The organism is Morganella sp. Je.2.23 (assembly GCF_051129855.1).
GTDB classification, from domain to species: Bacteria; Pseudomonadota; Gammaproteobacteria; order Enterobacterales; family Enterobacteriaceae; genus Morganella; species Morganella sibonii.
This window is the reverse complement of the sequence record NZ_JBCPSQ010000001.1, coordinates 119,002-134,944: the sequence shown is the minus strand read 5'-3', so window position 1 is coordinate 134,944 and position 15,943 is coordinate 119,002. Positions and strand designations below refer to the sequence as shown.

The following is a 15,943-nucleotide window of genomic DNA, read 5'->3' as shown; positions in this document are numbered from 1 at the left end:
GTCACCGGAATTGAAATTAATTTTTCGCCCCGAAAATATTCACATCAGCAGGACAAATTGTTATGAATCAGATGGAAAACAGCGGCTTCATCAGCCGCTGCCTGTGAGAGGGGTGTTTATGCCGTTAATCCCGTTTTAATACGTTTAATCACGGTAAACAGGAGGACAATCACCAGACCGGCAACGAGACCAAACAACAGATTAGCAACCGGCGGTGTCATAAAATGCAGTACGCCGCCAAATGCCGGTACCAGCGCACTCTGCTGAGCCAGGTTCTCAATCAGATTATAGATAAGCGGAATACCGTGTGTCAGGATACCGCCACCGACCATAAACATGGCGGCAGTCCCCACCACTGACAAGGTTTTCATTAGATACGGCGTGGCGTGGATCAGGCCGTCACCCAGCTTTTTCAGCAGCGCGGCTGATTTCTTTTGCAGGTAAAATCCCAGGTCATCAAGTTTGACAATACCGGCCACCAGACCGTATACCCCGATAGTCATAACCACTGCAATCAGTGACAGCACCACCAGCTGATTAATAAAGGGAGATGTGGCAACAATTCCGAGTGTGATCGCAATAATTTCCGCTGATAATACAAAATCAGTGCGGATAGCCCCTTTGACTTTGCGCTTTTCAAACGCGGCCAGTTCTTCCGGCGTCTGAAGATCTTCCGCCGGTGCCGTTTCACCGGATTCTCCGTCTGTTTTATGCAGAAATTTATGTGCCAGTTTTTCAGCACCTTCAAAACAGAGAAACGCCCCGCCGACCATCAGCAGCGGAGTGACCGCCCAGGGGGCAAAGGCATTGATCAGCAGTGCCAGCGGCACCAGAATCAGCTTATTGAGAAAAGAGCCTTTCGCCACCGCCCAGACCACAGGGATCTCACGTTCTGCACGAACCCCGGCCACCTGCTGCGCATTCAGCGCCAGGTCATCCCCCAGCACCCCGGACGTCTTTTTGGCGGCCATTTTGGTCATCACAGAGACATCATCCAGTACAGTTGCGATATCATCGAGTAGTGCGAGTAAGCTGCCACCGGCCACAGGAATTTCCTTTTGTTGCTGATTAATGAGAATCTGATTGTTATCAGACTCTCATTATAATCACCGGACTATTGTACGGAAAATAGTTTTACGACTGCTTCGCTGCTTTTATCCACATCCGCGAGCCGTTGAGTGCCACACCCAGCAGAATGATATATTCCAGTGACAGCGCATACACACCCTGGAGGGCATAGATAACAATACTGATGATATTAATCACCACCCACAGCAGCCAGTTTTCCACCAGCTTACGGGTCATCAGAATCATCGCCACCACAGACAGCACGGTCATTGCCGCATCCCAGAACGGGAAGGCATCAGGCAGCAATACCGGCATCGCCAGATCAGCCCCTGCGACATTCAGTATACTGACCATACTCTGCGCCAGCCACGTAAAGACCGGGTCGATAAAACGTGCCAGCAGTAAAATCGCCGCCAGTGAGACAGCGGCAATCACTGCGGTCTGCCGCAGCGGCATCCAGCGGATTTTCAGCTCCGCTTCTGCTTTCTCATTTTGTCTGGTCCAGGCATACCAGCCGTAGATATTGGCCGCGAAAAAGAAAATCTGCAGCAGAAGATTGGCATAAAGCTGAATCTGAAAGAAAATCACCGCAAACAGCGTGACATTAATCAGACCAAACAGATAGTTGATTGTTTTTTCCAGACTTGCCAGCCAGATACACAACAACCCGGCGGTCGCCCCCACAGCTTCAATCCAGGACAGAGCATAGGACCCCTCTTTCCAGTAAGGGATCACCACGAGAATATTATTGATATCAAAAAATTCCATTCCGCCACCCGCGCTAAGTAAATTTACCGAAGTTCACAGATAATTATCTGCCGCATGTTTATTGTAGTGTGTTTCACTCTGCCGTTTTCAGTGAAATCATCCCATGGTAACAAATTTTGTTTAATACACTAAACATAATAACGTTTTTTTAACCTGAGCACTCCCGCTATTTTTGATTATGACGTACTATCTGGCCAGTTATTAATTATATGAATGAGATGTGAAATGGAATCAATTGAGCAAATTATAAACACTATAATCTCTTTTGCCCTATTAGATCCCCGTATTGATGCGGTCATTATCACCGGCCCTGCGGCGCGTCAGAACCAGACAGAGCGTTTTTCTGATATTAATACCGAACTGATTGGCAGCAACCCTGATGAACTGTTTCACGACAGCCGCTGGCTGAACCGGTTTGGTGTGCCGCTGATTATCCGTAAAGCGCTTTCCCATGAAAGCGATGGTGTCCGCCGGCCATGTTGTCAGGTGCTGTATGAGAAAGGCCGTAAAGCCGGTTTTATGCTGGCAGGACGTGAGCGTATTACACGGATGGCTGAACACGGGCTGGATAACATCTATCAGCGGGGTTATGCCGTTTTGCTGGATAAAACCGGTGTGACTGCCGGATTACCGGAGTATGCCGATCCTGCGTCTTTACTTACCCCGCCGGATCAGCAGACATTCCTGGAAAACTGGCAAAATTTCTGGCTGGAGGCATCACAAGTGCCGGTTTATTATCTGCGTAATGAAACCTGGACAGCCCGTCTGCGCGATGTCGCCATGAAACAGTGGCTGATCACCCTGCTGGAGTGGCATGTACTGCTCCGCAGCGACGGCACACAGGATGTCTGGTATGCCGGACGCCACCTGAGCACCTGGCTGCCACCGGCCCTGTACGGCCGTTTTATGGCGACACTTGATAACCGTGATCGTGTCCGTGCCGCACGGGCTTACATGGCGATGCTGACGCTCTACCGCGATGTGGCGATCCGCGTAATTGATGCACAGAAATTTGATATTGATATAACGTTGGCAGATAAAATTATTGCACTGGTCACTGACCGGTTAAATACCGCTGATTTGCTGACGCAGGAAAATAAATCGTAACCGGCAGATAATCTCCGGTATGAGACCGGGGAGAATAAAACTCAGAGGGAAAGATACGATGGTGGGTCGTACAGGATTCGAACCTGTGACCAATTGATTAAAAGTCAACTGCTCTACCAACTGAGCTAACGACCCATCGTAATACTGCATACTGCGGAGGATGTCTGAAATGGTGGGTCGTACAGGATTCGAACCTGTGACCAATTGATTAAAAGTCAACTGCTCTACCAACTGAGCTAACGACCCGTTTCAGATTTCGGGCAAAAGAGAATGGTGGGTCGTACAGGATTCGAACCTGTGACCAATTGATTAAAAGTCAACTGCTCTACCAACTGAGCTAACGACCCGTACTCTCTTGCCAACGGCACGATATAATACTGATTTATCCGGCCGGTGCAACGATTTTTTCAAATTAACTTATTCAAACGCTTATAATTCACTCACTTAGCCCCGGTTTGGCAAAAAAACCACCGGTCGGGGCTATACTCTGAGCAAAAAAATAAACCGGCTGTTATAAACCAGCCAGTTTTTTCTCAGCCAGTTTTGCACCGGAAGACCCCGGGTATTTCGCAACAACCTGCTGATAAATCGCTTTCGCTTTCGCTTTATCCCCTTTCTCCTGCATGATCAGCCCGACTTTATAGAAGGACTCTCCTGCTTTCTGGGATTTCGGCCAGTTTTTTACCACAGAAGCAAAATACGCCGCAGCGTCATCTTTTTTGCCTTTGTTGTAGTTCAGCTGACCTAACCAGTAATTGGCATTAGGAAGATAACCGGACTTCGGATAGCTTTGGATAAAACTCTGAAATGCGCTGATTGCACCATCGTAATCTTTGGTGTTCATCGCCAGGTTTACTGCAGCGTTATAGTCATCTTTCTCATTGCCCTTACCTGCAGTGGCCGGCGCAGATGTATTATCCGCAGAACCCGTACTGCCGGATGCTGCGGACGTATTATCTGTTGATGCGCTGCCGCCGCCGCTGAGCGAATCCAACTGTGAGAAAAGTTCGCGCTGGCGTTCTGTCAATTGATTCAGCTGGTACTGACTTTCCTGGATTTGCCCGCGCAGCATATCGATATCGCGCTGGTTATCCATGACTTGTTGCTGAAGTTGGGTTAATAGCTGACCATGAGCGTTAGAAATACGCTCGAGCTGCGTAAGGCGGTCATCAGTGGAGCCTGAGCCGATATTGATGATGGGTGCCTGAGCAATAGCGGCCCAGGGGGCCGCTACACCTATCAATAACGACAGACTCACCATCAGGCGTCTGAAGTTACTTTTCATGTATATCTCTTAGTATACGATGACTGCACGACGGTTTTTAGCGTAGTCAGCTTCGGTGTGACCCAGAACTGCCGGCTTCTCTTTACCGTAAGAAACGATAGAGATTTGTTCGCCGTTCACGCCTTTACCCTGCAGGTACATTTTAGCTGCGTTAGCACGACGCTCGCCCAGCGCGATGTTGTACTCAGGAGTACCACGTTCGTCAGCATGACCTTCTACAGTCACTTTGTAAGACGGGTTGTTACGCAGGAATGCAGCGTGTGCATCCAGCATTTGCTGGAATTCAGGAGAGATATCGTATTTGTCGAAACCGAAGTATACGATATTGTTGTTCTGAAGTTCCTGCAGCTGCTGACGTGCCAGTTCTTCCGCAGACATACCAGCGTTTGCGCCATTGTCGACAGTGCCCGCATCAGTCTGGTCGTTTTTGTTAGAACTACACGCAGCAACAGCCAGAACAGGTAAAGCTAACATCAGCCCTTTAAGCACTTTGTTAAGTTGCATCTCTTTGATCCTTTTATAATTTGCCATACATATTTTTAATGCATCACAGATACGGCGACCAGGCAGGGAATTTTACCTGTCCGTCAGTCGCCGGAAGACGCGCTTTGAAACGCCCGTCGGTCGAAACCAGCTGCAATATAGTTCCCATACCTTGTGAGGAGCTATAAATAACCATAGTGCCGTTAGGTGCGATACTTGGCGTTTCATCTAGGAACGTATCCGTTAAAATCTGGAAATTGTTCGCTACTAGATCTTGTTTGGCGATATGCTGTTTCCCGCCGCCTGAACTGACCATTACCAGGAAACTGCCGTCAGCACTGACGTCACCATTCTGGTTCTGAGTCCCATCCCACGTCAGGCGCTCAGGCGCACCGCCATTAATCCCAACCTTATAGATCTGCGGACGACCAGCCTGGTCAGACGTGAACGCTAACGTCTGGCTGTCCGGGAACCATGCAGGTTCGGTGTTATTACTGCGACCATCTGTTACCTGACGCATCTGGCCTGAGCCGAGATCCATCACATACAGATTCAGACTACCGGTTTTTGATAACGCAAATGCCAGTTTGGTTCCGTCCGGTGAAAATGCCGGTGCACCATTGTGACGCGGGAATGAGGCAACCTGGCGTACCTGGCCGCTGGACAGGTTCTGGATAACCAGAGCTGAGCTTCCGCTCTCAAAAGTAACATAAGCCAGTTTCTCACCATCCGGTGACCACGCCGGGGACATCAGCGGCTCCGGTGAACGGTGAACGGTGAACTGGTTATAGCCGTCATAGTCAGACACACGCAGCTCGTGACGATAGTCACCGCTGTTCTTAACCACCACATAAGCGATACGTGTGCGGAATGCACCACGGATACCGGTTAATTTTTCAAAAACTTCATCACTGGCAGTGTGTGCGGCATAGCGCAGCCACTGTTTGGTGACTTTAAACTGGTTCTGTGCGAGTACGCTGCCCGGAGCACCTGAGGTGTCCACCAGCTGATAACTCACCAGATAATTGCCGTCAGCACCCGGCTGAACCTGGCCGACAACAACTGCATCAATACCTAACGCGGTCCAGGATTCAGGAACCACTTCAGACGCGGTGCCCGGTAACTGCGGCATACGGTTAGGATCGATAGGATTAAATTTTCCGCTGTTACGCAGATCCGCTGCAATAATTGCACCGACTTCTTCCGGCACAGTACCGCCGCCGGCGACCTGGAAAGGCACGATTCCGATAGGACGTGCTGAATCAACGCCCTGAGTAATCTCGATACGAACTTCAGCCTGAGCAACCGTCGCCCACAGCATCAGAAAACCGAGCATGTATTTCACTGCCTGCTTCATTCTCTCTCCCTCGTTGCACCAATGCCCGCATCAAACCCATATTTTAACAAACGTTCATAACCAAAACCAGATACCCTGTTAAAAACTATCACAGGATATAACAGGTTACTGACGCTGTTTTGCCATTTATTCCGGTTTAAAGTCCAGTTTAGTATTTTTAAACTGCTGCCAGACCGATTTACTCGGCGGAGCAGGAATACGAGCCTGTTTGGCCGCCGCGAGAGCTGCCTGACATAAACCGTCATCACCACCGACCGCATTCACACTGATAAGTGTTCCCTTATCAGTGATATTAATTTCCAGCGTACAGGTTTTACCGCGGTACATATCCGCATTATAAAACTTCGCCTGAATCGCTAACCGGACCTGCGCGATATAACCGTTCATATCGCCATCCGAATTTGTTCCGCTTTTCTTGCCACCGCCCTGACCAGCCGCGGATGCACCGCCGCTTTCTGTGCCCGGTGCGTTGGATGCCAGTCCGCCGAGGAGATCATCCACTTCACTGGCCTGTTTTTTCGCTGCGGCTTTGGCTGCTTTTTCAGCTTTAGCGGCTTCTGCTTTGGCGGCTTCTGCTTTAGCTGCTTCGGCCTTGGCGGCCTTTTCCTGAGCCGCTTTTTCTGCTTTGGCTTTTTCTTCTTCAGCGGCTTTCTGTGCGGCGGCTTTTTCGTCAGCCTGTTTCTTCGCCAGCGCCTGCTCTTTAATCACTTTTTCTTTTTCAGCCTGAGCTTTGGCTGCGGCTTCTTCCGCCAGCTTCTGCTCTTCTTTGGCTTTCTTCACGGCTTCCTGAGCTTGTTTTTGCTGCTCTTCAGCCTGTTTTTTCTGATCTTCAACTTTTTGTTCGGTTTTCAGGCGCTCTTCTTCGATAGCTTTTAAGCGCTCCTGCTCACGCAGTTCTTTCTGACGTAATTCTTCTTCCTGCTGCTTCGCTTTTTTCTCGCGCTGCGCCTGAGCCTGTTTTGCATTGGCCTGCTGCTGTTGCTGCTGGTTAAAGTTCTCAACCATGGCGTTCGGATCAACCATAATCGCATCGATCACCTGACCGCCTTCACCACCGCCGGTCAGCCCTGATTTGGTTACAAACGATCCCCAGATCACAAGCGCAATCAGCAAAAGATGCAACACCACAGAGGTGATGACAGAACGATTTAATTTATCTTTACGCTCTTTCAGCTTTCCCACGCTTAATTCCCTAACCTTCTGAGTGAAAACATCTGCATAACAAACCTTACATCGGCTTCGTCATCAGGCCCACAGATTTCACTCCGGCCTGTTTCAGAATATTCAGGCCATTAATAATCTCTTCGTAAGGCACATCTTTGGCACCGCCGACCAGGAAAATAGTCTTCGGATCTTCAGCCAGATACTGTTTTGCCGCAGCAATGATCTGCTCTTCCGGCAGCAGTTCCAGACGATCCTGCTTCACCACCAGGGTGTAACGGCCGACACCGGAGACTTCCAGAATCACCGGCGGATTATCATTAGTGGAAACGGACTGAGAATCGGAGGCATCCGGCAGATCCACTTCCACGCTCTGACTGATGATCGGCGCTGTTGCCATGAAGATCAGCAGCAACACGAGTAACACGTCCAGTAAAGGAACGATGTTAATTTCGGATTTCAGCTCCCGCCGGCGTCCGCGATGACGTGCCATGATAATCTCCTGCCTTATTTCTTATCAGCAGTAGCAAAGGCCTGACGGTGTAAAATCGCCAGAAATTCTTCGCTGAAGTTGTCGTAGTTCTGTTCTAATTTATTCACGCGCTGATTAAGACGGTTGTATGCCATAACAGCAGGAATCGCCGCAAACAGACCGATTGCCGTTGCAATCAGAGCTTCCGCGATACCCGGCGCCACCATCTGTAACGTTGCCTGTTTTACCGCACCCAGTGCGATAAAGGCATGCATGATCCCCCAGACAGTACCGAACAGACCGATGTACGGGCTGATCGAACCGACAGTTCCGAGGAACGGAATATGGTTTTCCAGGCTTTCCATCTCACGGTTCATGGAGATGCGCATAGCACGTGCCGCGCCGGTTTCCACCGCCTGCGGAGAGTGTACGTTCGCCTGATGCAGGCGGGCAAATTCCTTGAAACCGGAGTAGAAAATCTGCTCTGTGCCGCTCAGTTCATCACGGCGCGCCTGGCTTTCTTTATACAGGCGGGACAGTTCGATTCCTGACCAGAATTTGTCTTCAAACGCTTCTGCTTCACGGGTGGCGGCATTCAGAACTTTGGTGCGCTGAATAATAATGGCCCACGAGGCAACAGAAAAGCCCAGCAATACCAGCATGATAAATTGCACGAGGTAACTTGCTTTCAGGAATAAATCCCAGATATTCATGTCAGTCACTGCTTAAACTCCGCGACAATAGACTCAGGAAGCGCTACCGGCTTCATTAAAGAAATATTCACGCAGGCGACCAGTACCTCTGCGCGACATAAAAGAGTTCCGTTTTTATGCATAAGTGTCTGCGTAAATGTCAGAGACGCACGACGGATGTCCGTGATCTCACTGCGTACCTCTAACAGATCGTCTAACCTTGCCGGATGGTGGTAATCGATAGTTAATTTGCGGACCACAAAGCCGAGCTGCTCTTCCAGCAGACGCTGCTGGTGAAAGCCCCGTTCCCGTAACATTTCGGTTCTGGCACGCTCAAGAAATGCCAGATACTGCCCGTGGTATACCACACCACCAGCATCGGTATCTTCGTAATAAACCCGTATTGGCCAACTGAACATTGAATATCCCGCAACTTACCTTTATCAGACAACATGCTTTGCAAACTATACGTGAAGAGCAAACGTATTGAAAATGCTTAGTTCGTAAAGATAAGAAAAGCCCGTTTGTCCGCGCGCTAATCATACTCGCCTTTATCCAACACGCAAGCCCCTGAAGGGCTCGGGATGAAAAAATATTTTGTTACGTATTACAATACCTTAGAGGCGTTATTTTTTGCTTCTAAAGCTATCATTAAACACTTATTAAAAGACATTTTTCCTCATGAATATGCAAAAATCCGGAATTATCCGGATTTTTGTGCTACCGATTTATTTACAGCATACTCTAACTTATTGTAATTCCATAAATTAAATCGCCTTATCTTTATTTTATGAAAACAGGTTTTCCATCCGTGTTTACCGGCTGAAAACCCGCTTTTACTTCTCTGTGGTGTTTTCTGCGGATAATGGCGTTTCATGTAAATAATGCCACAGCCAGTTATTGTTATCTCCCCGGCGCAGAATAACCAGTGAGCGCCGCGATGTGGTGCTTCCGGCAAAGTGCTGCGTCTCCTGATAACGCACTGATATGGTATTTTCTGTCAGGCTGACACAGTGGTAATCTGCTGTCTCAATCGGTGCTCCCTGCCTCTTACCCTGTATACGGGTAAACATCTCTGTCACCGCCGCGAGGTCGATTACCGCCCCGCTGATCCCGGTCATAGAAAACTCAGGTGTGAAGTGGGTCAGCAGTTCAGACAGTGCCGACTGTCCTTCTGCCCCGGAAACCGTAAATGTCTTAAAAATCAGGTCATGAACACGATGAATTTCGTTACAGGCCTGCTGAAACATACTGTTAGTCACGGATAATCTCCTTTGCGGGTTTAAGTGATGTGCGGTACTGCGGGCGGAACAGAAAAATCAGCGGGATAAGCCCGGCCAGTGCGCCCCCCAGAAATGTCAGCGCAAATGCCTGTCCCGGGAAAATGGTGTTCAGCGTCTGATATAACGTCATCATGACAGCCGCCCCGATGCTGAACACCACCTGACGGTTAATATTCCAGATCACACTGGCTTTATTCAGTTGCGCCCCCTGAAAGTCATACAACGCGGTAGTTTGTGCACAATTTGCCGCAATACCACCACCGGTGCCGGTCAGCAGATAAATCAGGCCGATCAGATACAGCGGCGTATGACTGTCAGTCAGTGCGAACAGTGCGATACCACCGCTGTGCAGCAGCAGGCTGATAATAAACAGTCGTCCGGCGCCGATCCGGTTATACACCGCACCGCTGATCAGCATCGCCACCATCGCACCTGCCGCATACAGCAGCATAAACGACCCGGTAACCGCTGTTGTCAGGCCGAGAACCGTGGTCAGATAAAAAATGGCAAGGATATTCGCACCGGTAAATACACCGGGCACCGCGTAATACACGGCGACAGAGAGCCACAACCGGGTATTTTTCAGCAGGGATAAATCAATAATAGCCTGAGGTGTCTGCCGGTAGTGACGGTAGTATCCCAGGGCACTGAGCAGCATCAGCGCACCAAGTGCCAGCGCTCCGGCAATATTGTGATATTCCCCGTATAAAGAGAGGGCTATCAGGAGTGACGCCAGTGTCAGGCTGACCAGAAGCAGTCCTTTGAGATCCGGTGCGTCTCCGGCGTTTGTTTTCGGTTCACGTATCCAGCACCAGGCCAGCAGTGCGGTAAAGAGTGCCACCGGCGCGTTGACGTAAAAAACAGGCCGCCATCCGGCCAGATCAACAATAATTCCCCCTGCCATCGGGGAAAGTGCCGGCGCAATCAGCGCAATCATCATAATAATGGTGGAGATTTTGCTTCGCTCACGCCCCTGAAAATACTGAAAGGTCAGTGACTGCCCGGCCGGGATAAGCAATCCGCCCGCCACGCCCTGTAAAAAGCGCCAGAAAATCAGCGAAGCAAAAGATTCCGCACAGCCTGCCAGCACGGCGGCCGCCGCAAACAGCAGCATAGAGGCCGTCATCAGTTCCCTGATCCCGAAACGCGACGCCAGCCGCGGGCTGATCGGGATAATCAGTGTCAGCCCGAGAATATAACTGTTTGCCACCCAGGTCACTGACAGGGATGTAACCTGCATGGCCTCTGCAATCGCAGGCAGTGTGATGGCGGACATAAAGATATTGATGCAATCAATAAAAAAGCCCAGTAAAAAAATCAGGGCGATACGGTAACGATAAGTCATGGTTTCCTCCGGCCAGCAGTGTAAAAGCAGTTGACCACAGGCGTCTATGCATCAAAATAGACAATACTGTTTGAGAAAACGAAACAATCCTATGCTGACATCCGTTGAGAAGATCAATACCTTTATCTATGTTGTGGATACCGGTTCCTTTACCCGGGCTGCCGCACGCCTGAATCTGAGCAAATCGGTGGTCAGCCTGCATATCAAAGCGCTGGAATCCGAACTCAGCACCACGCTGCTGCACCGGACCACCCGGCAATTTACCCTGACAGAATCCGGTCAGGCGCTGTATCAGCAATTCAAACCGTTGTTACAGCAGTTTGACAGTGCGATGGATGCGGTCAGAACAGGGACGATGCAACCTCAGGGCCCGCTGAGTTTCAGTGCCGCCGCCGAATTCGGCGGTCAGTTTCTGCTTCCGCAGTTACCCGCCTTTATACAACGCTATCCGCTGATCAGGGCGGATTACCGTGTCGATCACAGTCTGAGTGATTTGATTGCCCTGAAACTGGATGTGGTCTTCCGGCTGGGCACGCTGAGTGACAGCGGTCTGCGGTTCCGCAAACTGGCTGATTTTCCGGTCTGTTATGTGGCAACGCCTGAATTTATCCGGCAGCACCGGATAACGGAAAACAGCGATCCCGCCGCCCTGCCCTTTATCGCCAACAGTAATCTCACCGCCCGTTTCAGCCGTCGTCCGCATCTTCCTGCCCCGGATAACCGGGTGTTTATCTCTAACTCAATTCAGGCGATCCGTACTATGACACTGGCACATCAGGGTTACAGCCTGCTGCCGGTCTGGTATATCCGGGAGCAACTGACTGAGGAGAAACTTGTTCCGGTATTCACACACCAGCCGGTACCGGATCAGAGCATTAATATGGTGTTTCCGCCCGCAGCGCATCTGCCGCAGAAGACCAGGGTATTTATTGATTATTTTGCCCGCTTTTTTGCCGGTAATACCGCATTACTGCGCTATCCGTGAACCGGGGCGAAAACAGAAAAGAAAAAAGCCGTTCAGATGAACGGCTTGTTGTCATAAACGCTTTTATTATAAACGTTCATATCAGCTGAAAAAATGATAAAGGCCGTAACCCAGAATCACCACCGCGGGAAGCGGATGGAAAATAATCTTCCAGATTGTGCGCTCCGGACGGAATGCCGTACCGAAAATTGCACCGCTGCATACTGCCCAGATCATCAGCAGTCCCTGCCAGATCTGTAATGAACTGGTGTTTGCCGCAAAACGCGACGGGTCCCAGATCACACACAATGCCAGCCCCAACGCCATTACAAGGACAAGGGCCCGTAAGGGACCCTTATCCAGTAGTTGGTAAGACTTATTCAGCATCAGTCTTACTCGCCTGACGCGGCTTTATCTTCGTGATGCTCAATAGCCAGTGCTGCAATAACAGCAATGCTGCAGGCCAGGAGCGTTCCGAGGATCCATGCAAAATACCACATATTCGTCTGCTCCTTAGTACAAGCTATGTTTGTTATCTTCGATGAAGGACTTATCAAGACGCCCTGCCATCTTCACGTAACACCAGATGGTGTACAGGAGAACTGTCGGAACGAAGATAATCGCAACAACCGTCATTACCTGAAGTGTAAACAGGCTGGAAGTCGCATCCCACATGGTCAGACTGACGTTCGGGTCGATGCTTGAAGGCATAACGAACGGGAACATCGCTGTACCGCAGGTCAGGATCACACCGGCAATTGTCAGTGCAGAGAACAGGAATGCCCATGCACCTTTATCCATTGCAGTGAACATCACAACCAGCAGCGGAGACGCCAGACCAATAGCAGGCAGGATCCACAGGATCGGATAAGCATTGAAGTTTGCCATCCATGCGCCTGCTTCCTGTACCACTTCTTTGGTCACCGGGTTAGAAGCACCGAAGTGATCAATGTCAGACACGACACGGAAGCCTTCAATACCGCCCCACATCAGCCATGCACCGGCAACTGCGAACAGAACAAATGTCAGCAGAGCAGTAACACTGGTGGCTTTACGCACACGCGCATGCAGATCACCGGTGGTACGCATCTGCAGGTAAGTCCCGCCGTGCGCCACGATCATCATCAGGCTGATTAAACCGGCTAACAGACCGTACGGGTTCAGCAGACCGAAGAAACTCCCTGCATAAGACACCTGCAGCTGAGAGTTAACTTCTACCGGCACACCTTGTAACAGGTTACCGAATGCCACACCGATCACTAATGACGGTACGAAACTGCCGATAAAGATACCCCAGTCCCACATACCACGCCATTTTGGTGATTCCAGTTTTGAACGGTAGTCAAAACCGACCGGACGGAAGAATAATGCCGCCAGTACCAGAATCATAGCGATATAGAAACCGGAGAATGCCGCCGCATAGACCATCGGCCATGCTGCGAACAGTGCACCACCTGCGGTGATAAGCCATACCTGGTTACCATCCCAGTGCGGTGCGATTGCGTTAATCATGATACGGCGTTCAGTATCACTTCTGCCGATAACACGCAGCAGAACACCAACGCCCATATCAAAGCCATCAGTTACAGTGAAGCCAATCAGCAGTACGCCAATCAGGATCCACCATACAAACCGTAATATTTCATAATCAAACATAAGTGGGCTCCTGTTTACTTAGCGTCTTGTGCCGGGGACGTTTCGAAATGATAACGGCCGGTTTTTAAGCTGCTTGGACCAAGACGTGCAAATTTGAACATCAGGAACATTTCAGCAATCAGGAATAAGGTATACAGGCCGCAAATCAGCGCCATAGAGAACAGAATGTCTCCGGCTGCCAGATGTGACGTTGCATATGCTGTCGGTAATACTTCACCGACTGCCCATGGCTGACGGCCATATTCAGCAACGAACCAGCCCGCTTCAACACCAATCCACGGTAACGGCAGGCTGAGGAAAGCAGCACGCAGCAGCCATTTTGATTTGCCGATACGGTTGCGCAGTACACTCAGGAATGACAGACCCAGAACGATCAGCATCAGACCACCGGCTGCCACCATCAGGCGGAATGCCCAGAACAGCGGTGCAACACGCGGGATAGAGTCTTTGGTTGCTGCCTGAATCTGCTCTTCAGTTGCCTGACCGACGTTGTCGGTATAGCGCTTCAGCAGTAAGCCGTAACCAAGGTCTTGTTTGCTCTGATTAAAGGCATCACGAATTGCCGGGTCGGTATTACCGCCACGCAGCTGCTGTAACAGATCATACGCCACCATACCGTTACGGATACGGGCTTCGTGCTGCACCATCAGGTCGCGCAGGCCGAGAACCGGAGTATCGATAGAACGGGTGGTGATAATCCCCATCAGGTACGGAATTTCAATCGCAAAACTGTTTTCCATTTTTTCCTGATTCGGGAACGCAATCACGTTAAATGATGCAGGTGCAGGCTGAGTATGCCATTCACCTTCAATCGCGGCGAGTTTGGTTTTCTGTACGTCACCCATTTCATAACCGGATTCATCACCCAGCACGATAACGGATAACACAGCAGCGATACCAAAGCTTGCTGCAATCGCAAAAGAGCGTTTTGCAAATGCGATATCACGGCCTTTCATCAGATACCACGCACTGATAGACAGTACGAAGATCGCACCGGTACAGTAACCGGCCGCTACTGTATGCACAAATTTAACCTGTGCAACCGGGTTGAGAACCAGTTCGGAGAAGCTCAGCATCTCCATACGCATGGTTTCAAAGTTGAAGTCAGCAGCAATCGGGTTTTGCATCCAGCCGTTTGCCACCAGAATCCACAGTGCAGAGAAGTTGGAACCGAGCGCAACGAGCCAGGTCACCATCAGGTGCTGTTTCTTGCTGAGACGATCCCAGCCGAAGAAGAACAGACCCACGAAGGTGGACTCGAGGAAGAATGCCATCAGACCTTCGATTGCCAGAGGCGCACCGAAGATATCACCGACATAGTGAGAGTAGTATGACCAGTTTGTCCCGAACTGGAACTCCATAGTCAGACCGGTAGCAACACCCAGAGCGAAGTTAATACCAAATAACTTACCCCAGAACTTCGTCATATCTTTATAGATTTGTTTACCGGACAGGACGTATACCGTTTCCATGATCGCTAACATGAAGGACATCCCTAATGTTAGCGGTACAAATAAGAAGTGGTACATCGCTGTTAAGGCAAACTGTAATCGCGACAGTTCGACAATATCAAACATCTTGACTCCTTGCTCCTAGCAGGAAGACACCGACATGCGGCAACCCAAGCTTTCCTGAAGAAAGAAAGCAACATAACTACCAGCAATAAATGCCTCTAAATGCAATAACAAATTAGTAACAAAAAAACACCTAAATAGACACCCTAATAATAGTACGCTTATATTTGCACACAATAAACTGCTTTTGCGTGATTCAGATTGGAATTCTGAGGATATATCAAATAATGCACAGCGCAGTCATTTTCGGCTATTTTGATCTGCCACAATTTAAACAAATCACCGAAATAATGCCAGTGCAATAGATTGATTTACGTCAATTTTTCCTCATCGTGTTAATTAAAATCGCATATATGGTAATTGAGTTGCTTTATTGTTAATGTAATGTGCACACAAACACAACCAAACAGAAAAATACCAATAATATATGCTCTTTTCATTAACGTTTTATTTTCATCAGCATTTCTGGTTAATTTCATGAGCCCGATAATTCAATTATAAATAAATTATCACTAAAACTGTTATTGTCTGTTTGTATTAACACAGAGCAATAATCATTTCCGGCTTAAAAATTAAGTATAAATCAAGATGATAAAAACGCCCTTTTATACCTGAGACTTTTTGCTGTGTAAACGATACAGCAAGCGTTTTGGCTTAATTCAGAAAATTGATTAAAAGGACAGCAATGGAGGGAACAGCTGCGTAAAAATACGCAATATGACAGATAC

17 protein-coding genes and 3 tRNA genes are annotated in these 15,943 nt (G+C 49.3%); 2 read left to right on the top strand and 18 right to left on the bottom strand.

Annotation, left to right across the window (positions count from 1 at the left end):
• Positions 1 to 116 precede the first annotated feature (116 nt).
• Both AAZR23_RS00645 and pnuC read right to left on the bottom strand, forming a co-directional pair.
• The gene (locus tag AAZR23_RS00645) at positions 117 to 1,046 is read right to left on the bottom strand and encodes a DUF808 domain-containing protein (RefSeq protein WP_349416159.1); all 930 of its coding nucleotides are present in this window, start codon (positions 1,044 to 1,046) and stop codon (positions 117 to 119) included.
• An 88-nt stretch (positions 1,047 to 1,134) separates the two neighbouring features.
• A complete protein-coding gene (pnuC, locus tag AAZR23_RS00640; RefSeq protein ID WP_218427696.1) occupies positions 1,135 to 1,836 on the bottom strand; it encodes a nicotinamide riboside transporter PnuC in 702 nt (233 codons plus the stop codon).
• A 225-nt stretch (positions 1,837 to 2,061) separates the two neighbouring features.
• Here pnuC and AAZR23_RS00635 point away from each other — a divergent pair, with 225 nt between their 5' ends.
• Entirely contained in the window at positions 2,062 to 2,943 is an 882-nt protein-coding gene (locus tag AAZR23_RS00635; protein WP_434689865.1) for an aminoglycoside 6-adenylyltransferase, read from the top strand.
• Positions 2,944 to 3,002: 59 nt separating this feature from the next.
• On the opposite strand, the gene AAZR23_RS00630 is transcribed toward AAZR23_RS00635, so the two are convergent.
• The 12 genes from AAZR23_RS00630 to AAZR23_RS00575 form a co-directional block, all read right to left on the bottom strand.
• Positions 3,003 to 3,078 (bottom strand) — tRNA-Lys (locus AAZR23_RS00630).
• A 35-nt stretch (positions 3,079 to 3,113) separates the two neighbouring features.
• Positions 3,114 to 3,189: transfer RNA gene (locus AAZR23_RS00625), tRNA-Lys, on the bottom strand.
• Positions 3,190 to 3,214: 25 nt separating this feature from the next.
• Positions 3,215 to 3,290 (bottom strand) — tRNA-Lys (locus AAZR23_RS00620).
• Positions 3,291 to 3,454: 164 nt separating this feature from the next.
• Positions 3,455 to 4,228 carry a cell division protein CpoB gene (gene cpoB / locus AAZR23_RS00615; protein ID WP_046893719.1) on the bottom strand — a complete coding sequence of 258 codons (774 nt, stop codon included), beginning with the start codon at positions 4,226 to 4,228 and terminating at the stop codon, positions 3,455 to 3,457.
• A 9-nt stretch (positions 4,229 to 4,237) separates the two neighbouring features.
• Positions 4,238 to 4,732, bottom strand: coding sequence for a peptidoglycan-associated lipoprotein Pal (gene pal / locus AAZR23_RS00610; RefSeq protein ID WP_025153442.1), 495 nt, complete (start codon positions 4,730 to 4,732; stop codon positions 4,238 to 4,240).
• Between the two features lie 43 nt (positions 4,733 to 4,775).
• On the bottom strand, positions 4,776 to 6,068 hold the full coding sequence (gene tolB / locus AAZR23_RS00605; RefSeq protein WP_046893718.1) for a Tol-Pal system beta propeller repeat protein TolB: 1,293 nt from the start codon (positions 6,066 to 6,068) through the stop codon (positions 4,776 to 4,778).
• A 126-nt stretch (positions 6,069 to 6,194) separates the two neighbouring features.
• The gene (gene tolA / locus AAZR23_RS00600; protein ID WP_434689861.1) at positions 6,195 to 7,250 is read right to left on the bottom strand and encodes a cell envelope integrity protein TolA; all 1,056 of its coding nucleotides are present in this window, start codon (positions 7,248 to 7,250) and stop codon (positions 6,195 to 6,197) included.
• 46 nt (positions 7,251 to 7,296) lie between these two features.
• Positions 7,297 to 7,722, bottom strand: a complete 426-nt coding sequence (gene tolR / locus AAZR23_RS00595) for a colicin uptake protein TolR (RefSeq protein WP_004235659.1) — start codon at positions 7,720 to 7,722, stop codon at positions 7,297 to 7,299.
• A 14-nt stretch (positions 7,723 to 7,736) separates the two neighbouring features.
• Entirely contained in the window at positions 7,737 to 8,423 is a 687-nt protein-coding gene (gene tolQ, locus AAZR23_RS00590; RefSeq protein ID WP_107680555.1) for a Tol-Pal system protein TolQ, read from the bottom strand.
• Positions 8,420 to 8,812 (bottom strand): tol-pal system-associated acyl-CoA thioesterase, encoded by a 393-nt coding sequence (gene ybgC, locus AAZR23_RS00585; RefSeq protein WP_045138323.1) that lies wholly within the window; start codon positions 8,810 to 8,812, stop codon positions 8,420 to 8,422. Before ybgC ends, tolQ begins: the two co-directional genes overlap by 4 nt.
• Before the next feature lie 417 nt (positions 8,813 to 9,229).
• On the bottom strand, positions 9,230 to 9,655 hold the full coding sequence (locus tag AAZR23_RS00580; protein WP_434689857.1) for a hypothetical protein: 426 nt from the start codon (positions 9,653 to 9,655) through the stop codon (positions 9,230 to 9,232).
• Positions 9,648 to 11,021 (bottom strand): MFS transporter, encoded by a 1,374-nt coding sequence (locus AAZR23_RS00575; protein ID WP_434689854.1) that lies wholly within the window; start codon positions 11,019 to 11,021, stop codon positions 9,648 to 9,650. The genes AAZR23_RS00580 and AAZR23_RS00575 overlap by 8 nt, the downstream gene beginning before the upstream one ends.
• A gap of 91 nt (positions 11,022 to 11,112) precedes the next feature.
• Here AAZR23_RS00575 and AAZR23_RS00570 point away from each other — a divergent pair, with 91 nt between their 5' ends.
• Positions 11,113 to 12,006 carry a LysR family transcriptional regulator gene (locus tag AAZR23_RS00570; RefSeq protein ID WP_052926235.1) on the top strand — a complete coding sequence of 298 codons (894 nt, stop codon included), beginning with the start codon at positions 11,113 to 11,115 and terminating at the stop codon, positions 12,004 to 12,006.
• Between the two features lie 81 nt (positions 12,007 to 12,087).
• Here the strand turns inward: AAZR23_RS00570 and ybgE are convergent, their stop codons facing one another.
• The 4 genes from ybgE to cydA are packed head-to-tail and all read right to left on the bottom strand — an operon-like array spanning position 12,088 to position 15,218.
• The gene (ybgE, locus tag AAZR23_RS00565) at positions 12,088 to 12,372 is read right to left on the bottom strand and encodes a cyd operon protein YbgE (protein ID WP_046893714.1); all 285 of its coding nucleotides are present in this window, start codon (positions 12,370 to 12,372) and stop codon (positions 12,088 to 12,090) included.
• Positions 12,373 to 12,377: 5 nt separating this feature from the next.
• Positions 12,378 to 12,485 (bottom strand): cytochrome bd-I oxidase subunit CydX, encoded by a 108-nt coding sequence (gene cydX / locus AAZR23_RS00560; RefSeq protein WP_004235652.1) that lies wholly within the window; start codon positions 12,483 to 12,485, stop codon positions 12,378 to 12,380.
• Positions 12,486 to 12,498: 13 nt separating this feature from the next.
• On the bottom strand, positions 12,499 to 13,641 hold the full coding sequence (gene cydB, locus AAZR23_RS00555; RefSeq protein WP_166707235.1) for a cytochrome d ubiquinol oxidase subunit II: 1,143 nt from the start codon (positions 13,639 to 13,641) through the stop codon (positions 12,499 to 12,501).
• A gap of 14 nt (positions 13,642 to 13,655) precedes the next feature.
• On the bottom strand, positions 13,656 to 15,218 hold the full coding sequence (gene cydA, locus AAZR23_RS00550; protein WP_046893712.1) for a cytochrome ubiquinol oxidase subunit I: 1,563 nt from the start codon (positions 15,216 to 15,218) through the stop codon (positions 13,656 to 13,658).
• Between the last annotated feature and the right edge of the window lie 725 nt (positions 15,219 to 15,943).

What these genes read in the sequence shown, in the direction of transcription:
- pnuC (WP_218427696.1), bottom strand. Translation starts at nt 1,836, where the DNA reads ATGGAATTTTTTGATATCAATAATATTCTCGTGGTGATCCCTTACTGG.
- AAZR23_RS00635 (WP_434689865.1), top strand. Translation starts at nt 2,062, where the DNA reads ATGGAATCAATTGAGCAAATTATAAACACTATAATCTCTTTTGCCCTA.
- cpoB (WP_046893719.1), bottom strand. Translation starts at nt 4,228, where the DNA reads ATGAAAAGTAACTTCAGACGCCTGATGGTGAGTCTGTCGTTATTGATA.
- pal (WP_025153442.1), bottom strand. Translation starts at nt 4,732, where the DNA reads ATGCAACTTAACAAAGTGCTTAAAGGGCTGATGTTAGCTTTACCTGTT.
- tolB (WP_046893718.1), bottom strand. Translation starts at nt 6,068, where the DNA reads ATGAAGCAGGCAGTGAAATACATGCTCGGTTTTCTGATGCTGTGGGCG.
- tolR (WP_004235659.1), bottom strand. Translation starts at nt 7,722, where the DNA reads ATGGCACGTCATCGCGGACGCCGGCGGGAGCTGAAATCCGAAATTAAC.
- ybgC (WP_045138323.1), bottom strand. Translation starts at nt 8,812, where the DNA reads ATGTTCAGTTGGCCAATACGGGTTTATTACGAAGATACCGATGCTGGT.
- AAZR23_RS00575 (WP_434689854.1), bottom strand. Translation starts at nt 11,021, where the DNA reads ATGACTTATCGTTACCGTATCGCCCTGATTTTTTTACTGGGCTTTTTT.
- AAZR23_RS00570 (WP_052926235.1), top strand. Translation starts at nt 11,113, where the DNA reads ATGCTGACATCCGTTGAGAAGATCAATACCTTTATCTATGTTGTGGAT.
- ybgE (WP_046893714.1), bottom strand. Translation starts at nt 12,372, where the DNA reads ATGCTGAATAAGTCTTACCAACTACTGGATAAGGGTCCCTTACGGGCC.
- cydX (WP_004235652.1), bottom strand. Translation starts at nt 12,485, where the DNA reads ATGTGGTATTTTGCATGGATCCTCGGAACGCTCCTGGCCTGCAGCATT.
- cydB (WP_166707235.1), bottom strand. Translation starts at nt 13,641, where the DNA reads ATGTTTGATTATGAAATATTACGGTTTGTATGGTGGATCCTGATTGGC.
- cydA (WP_046893712.1), bottom strand. Translation starts at nt 15,218, where the DNA reads ATGTTTGATATTGTCGAACTGTCGCGATTACAGTTTGCCTTAACAGCG.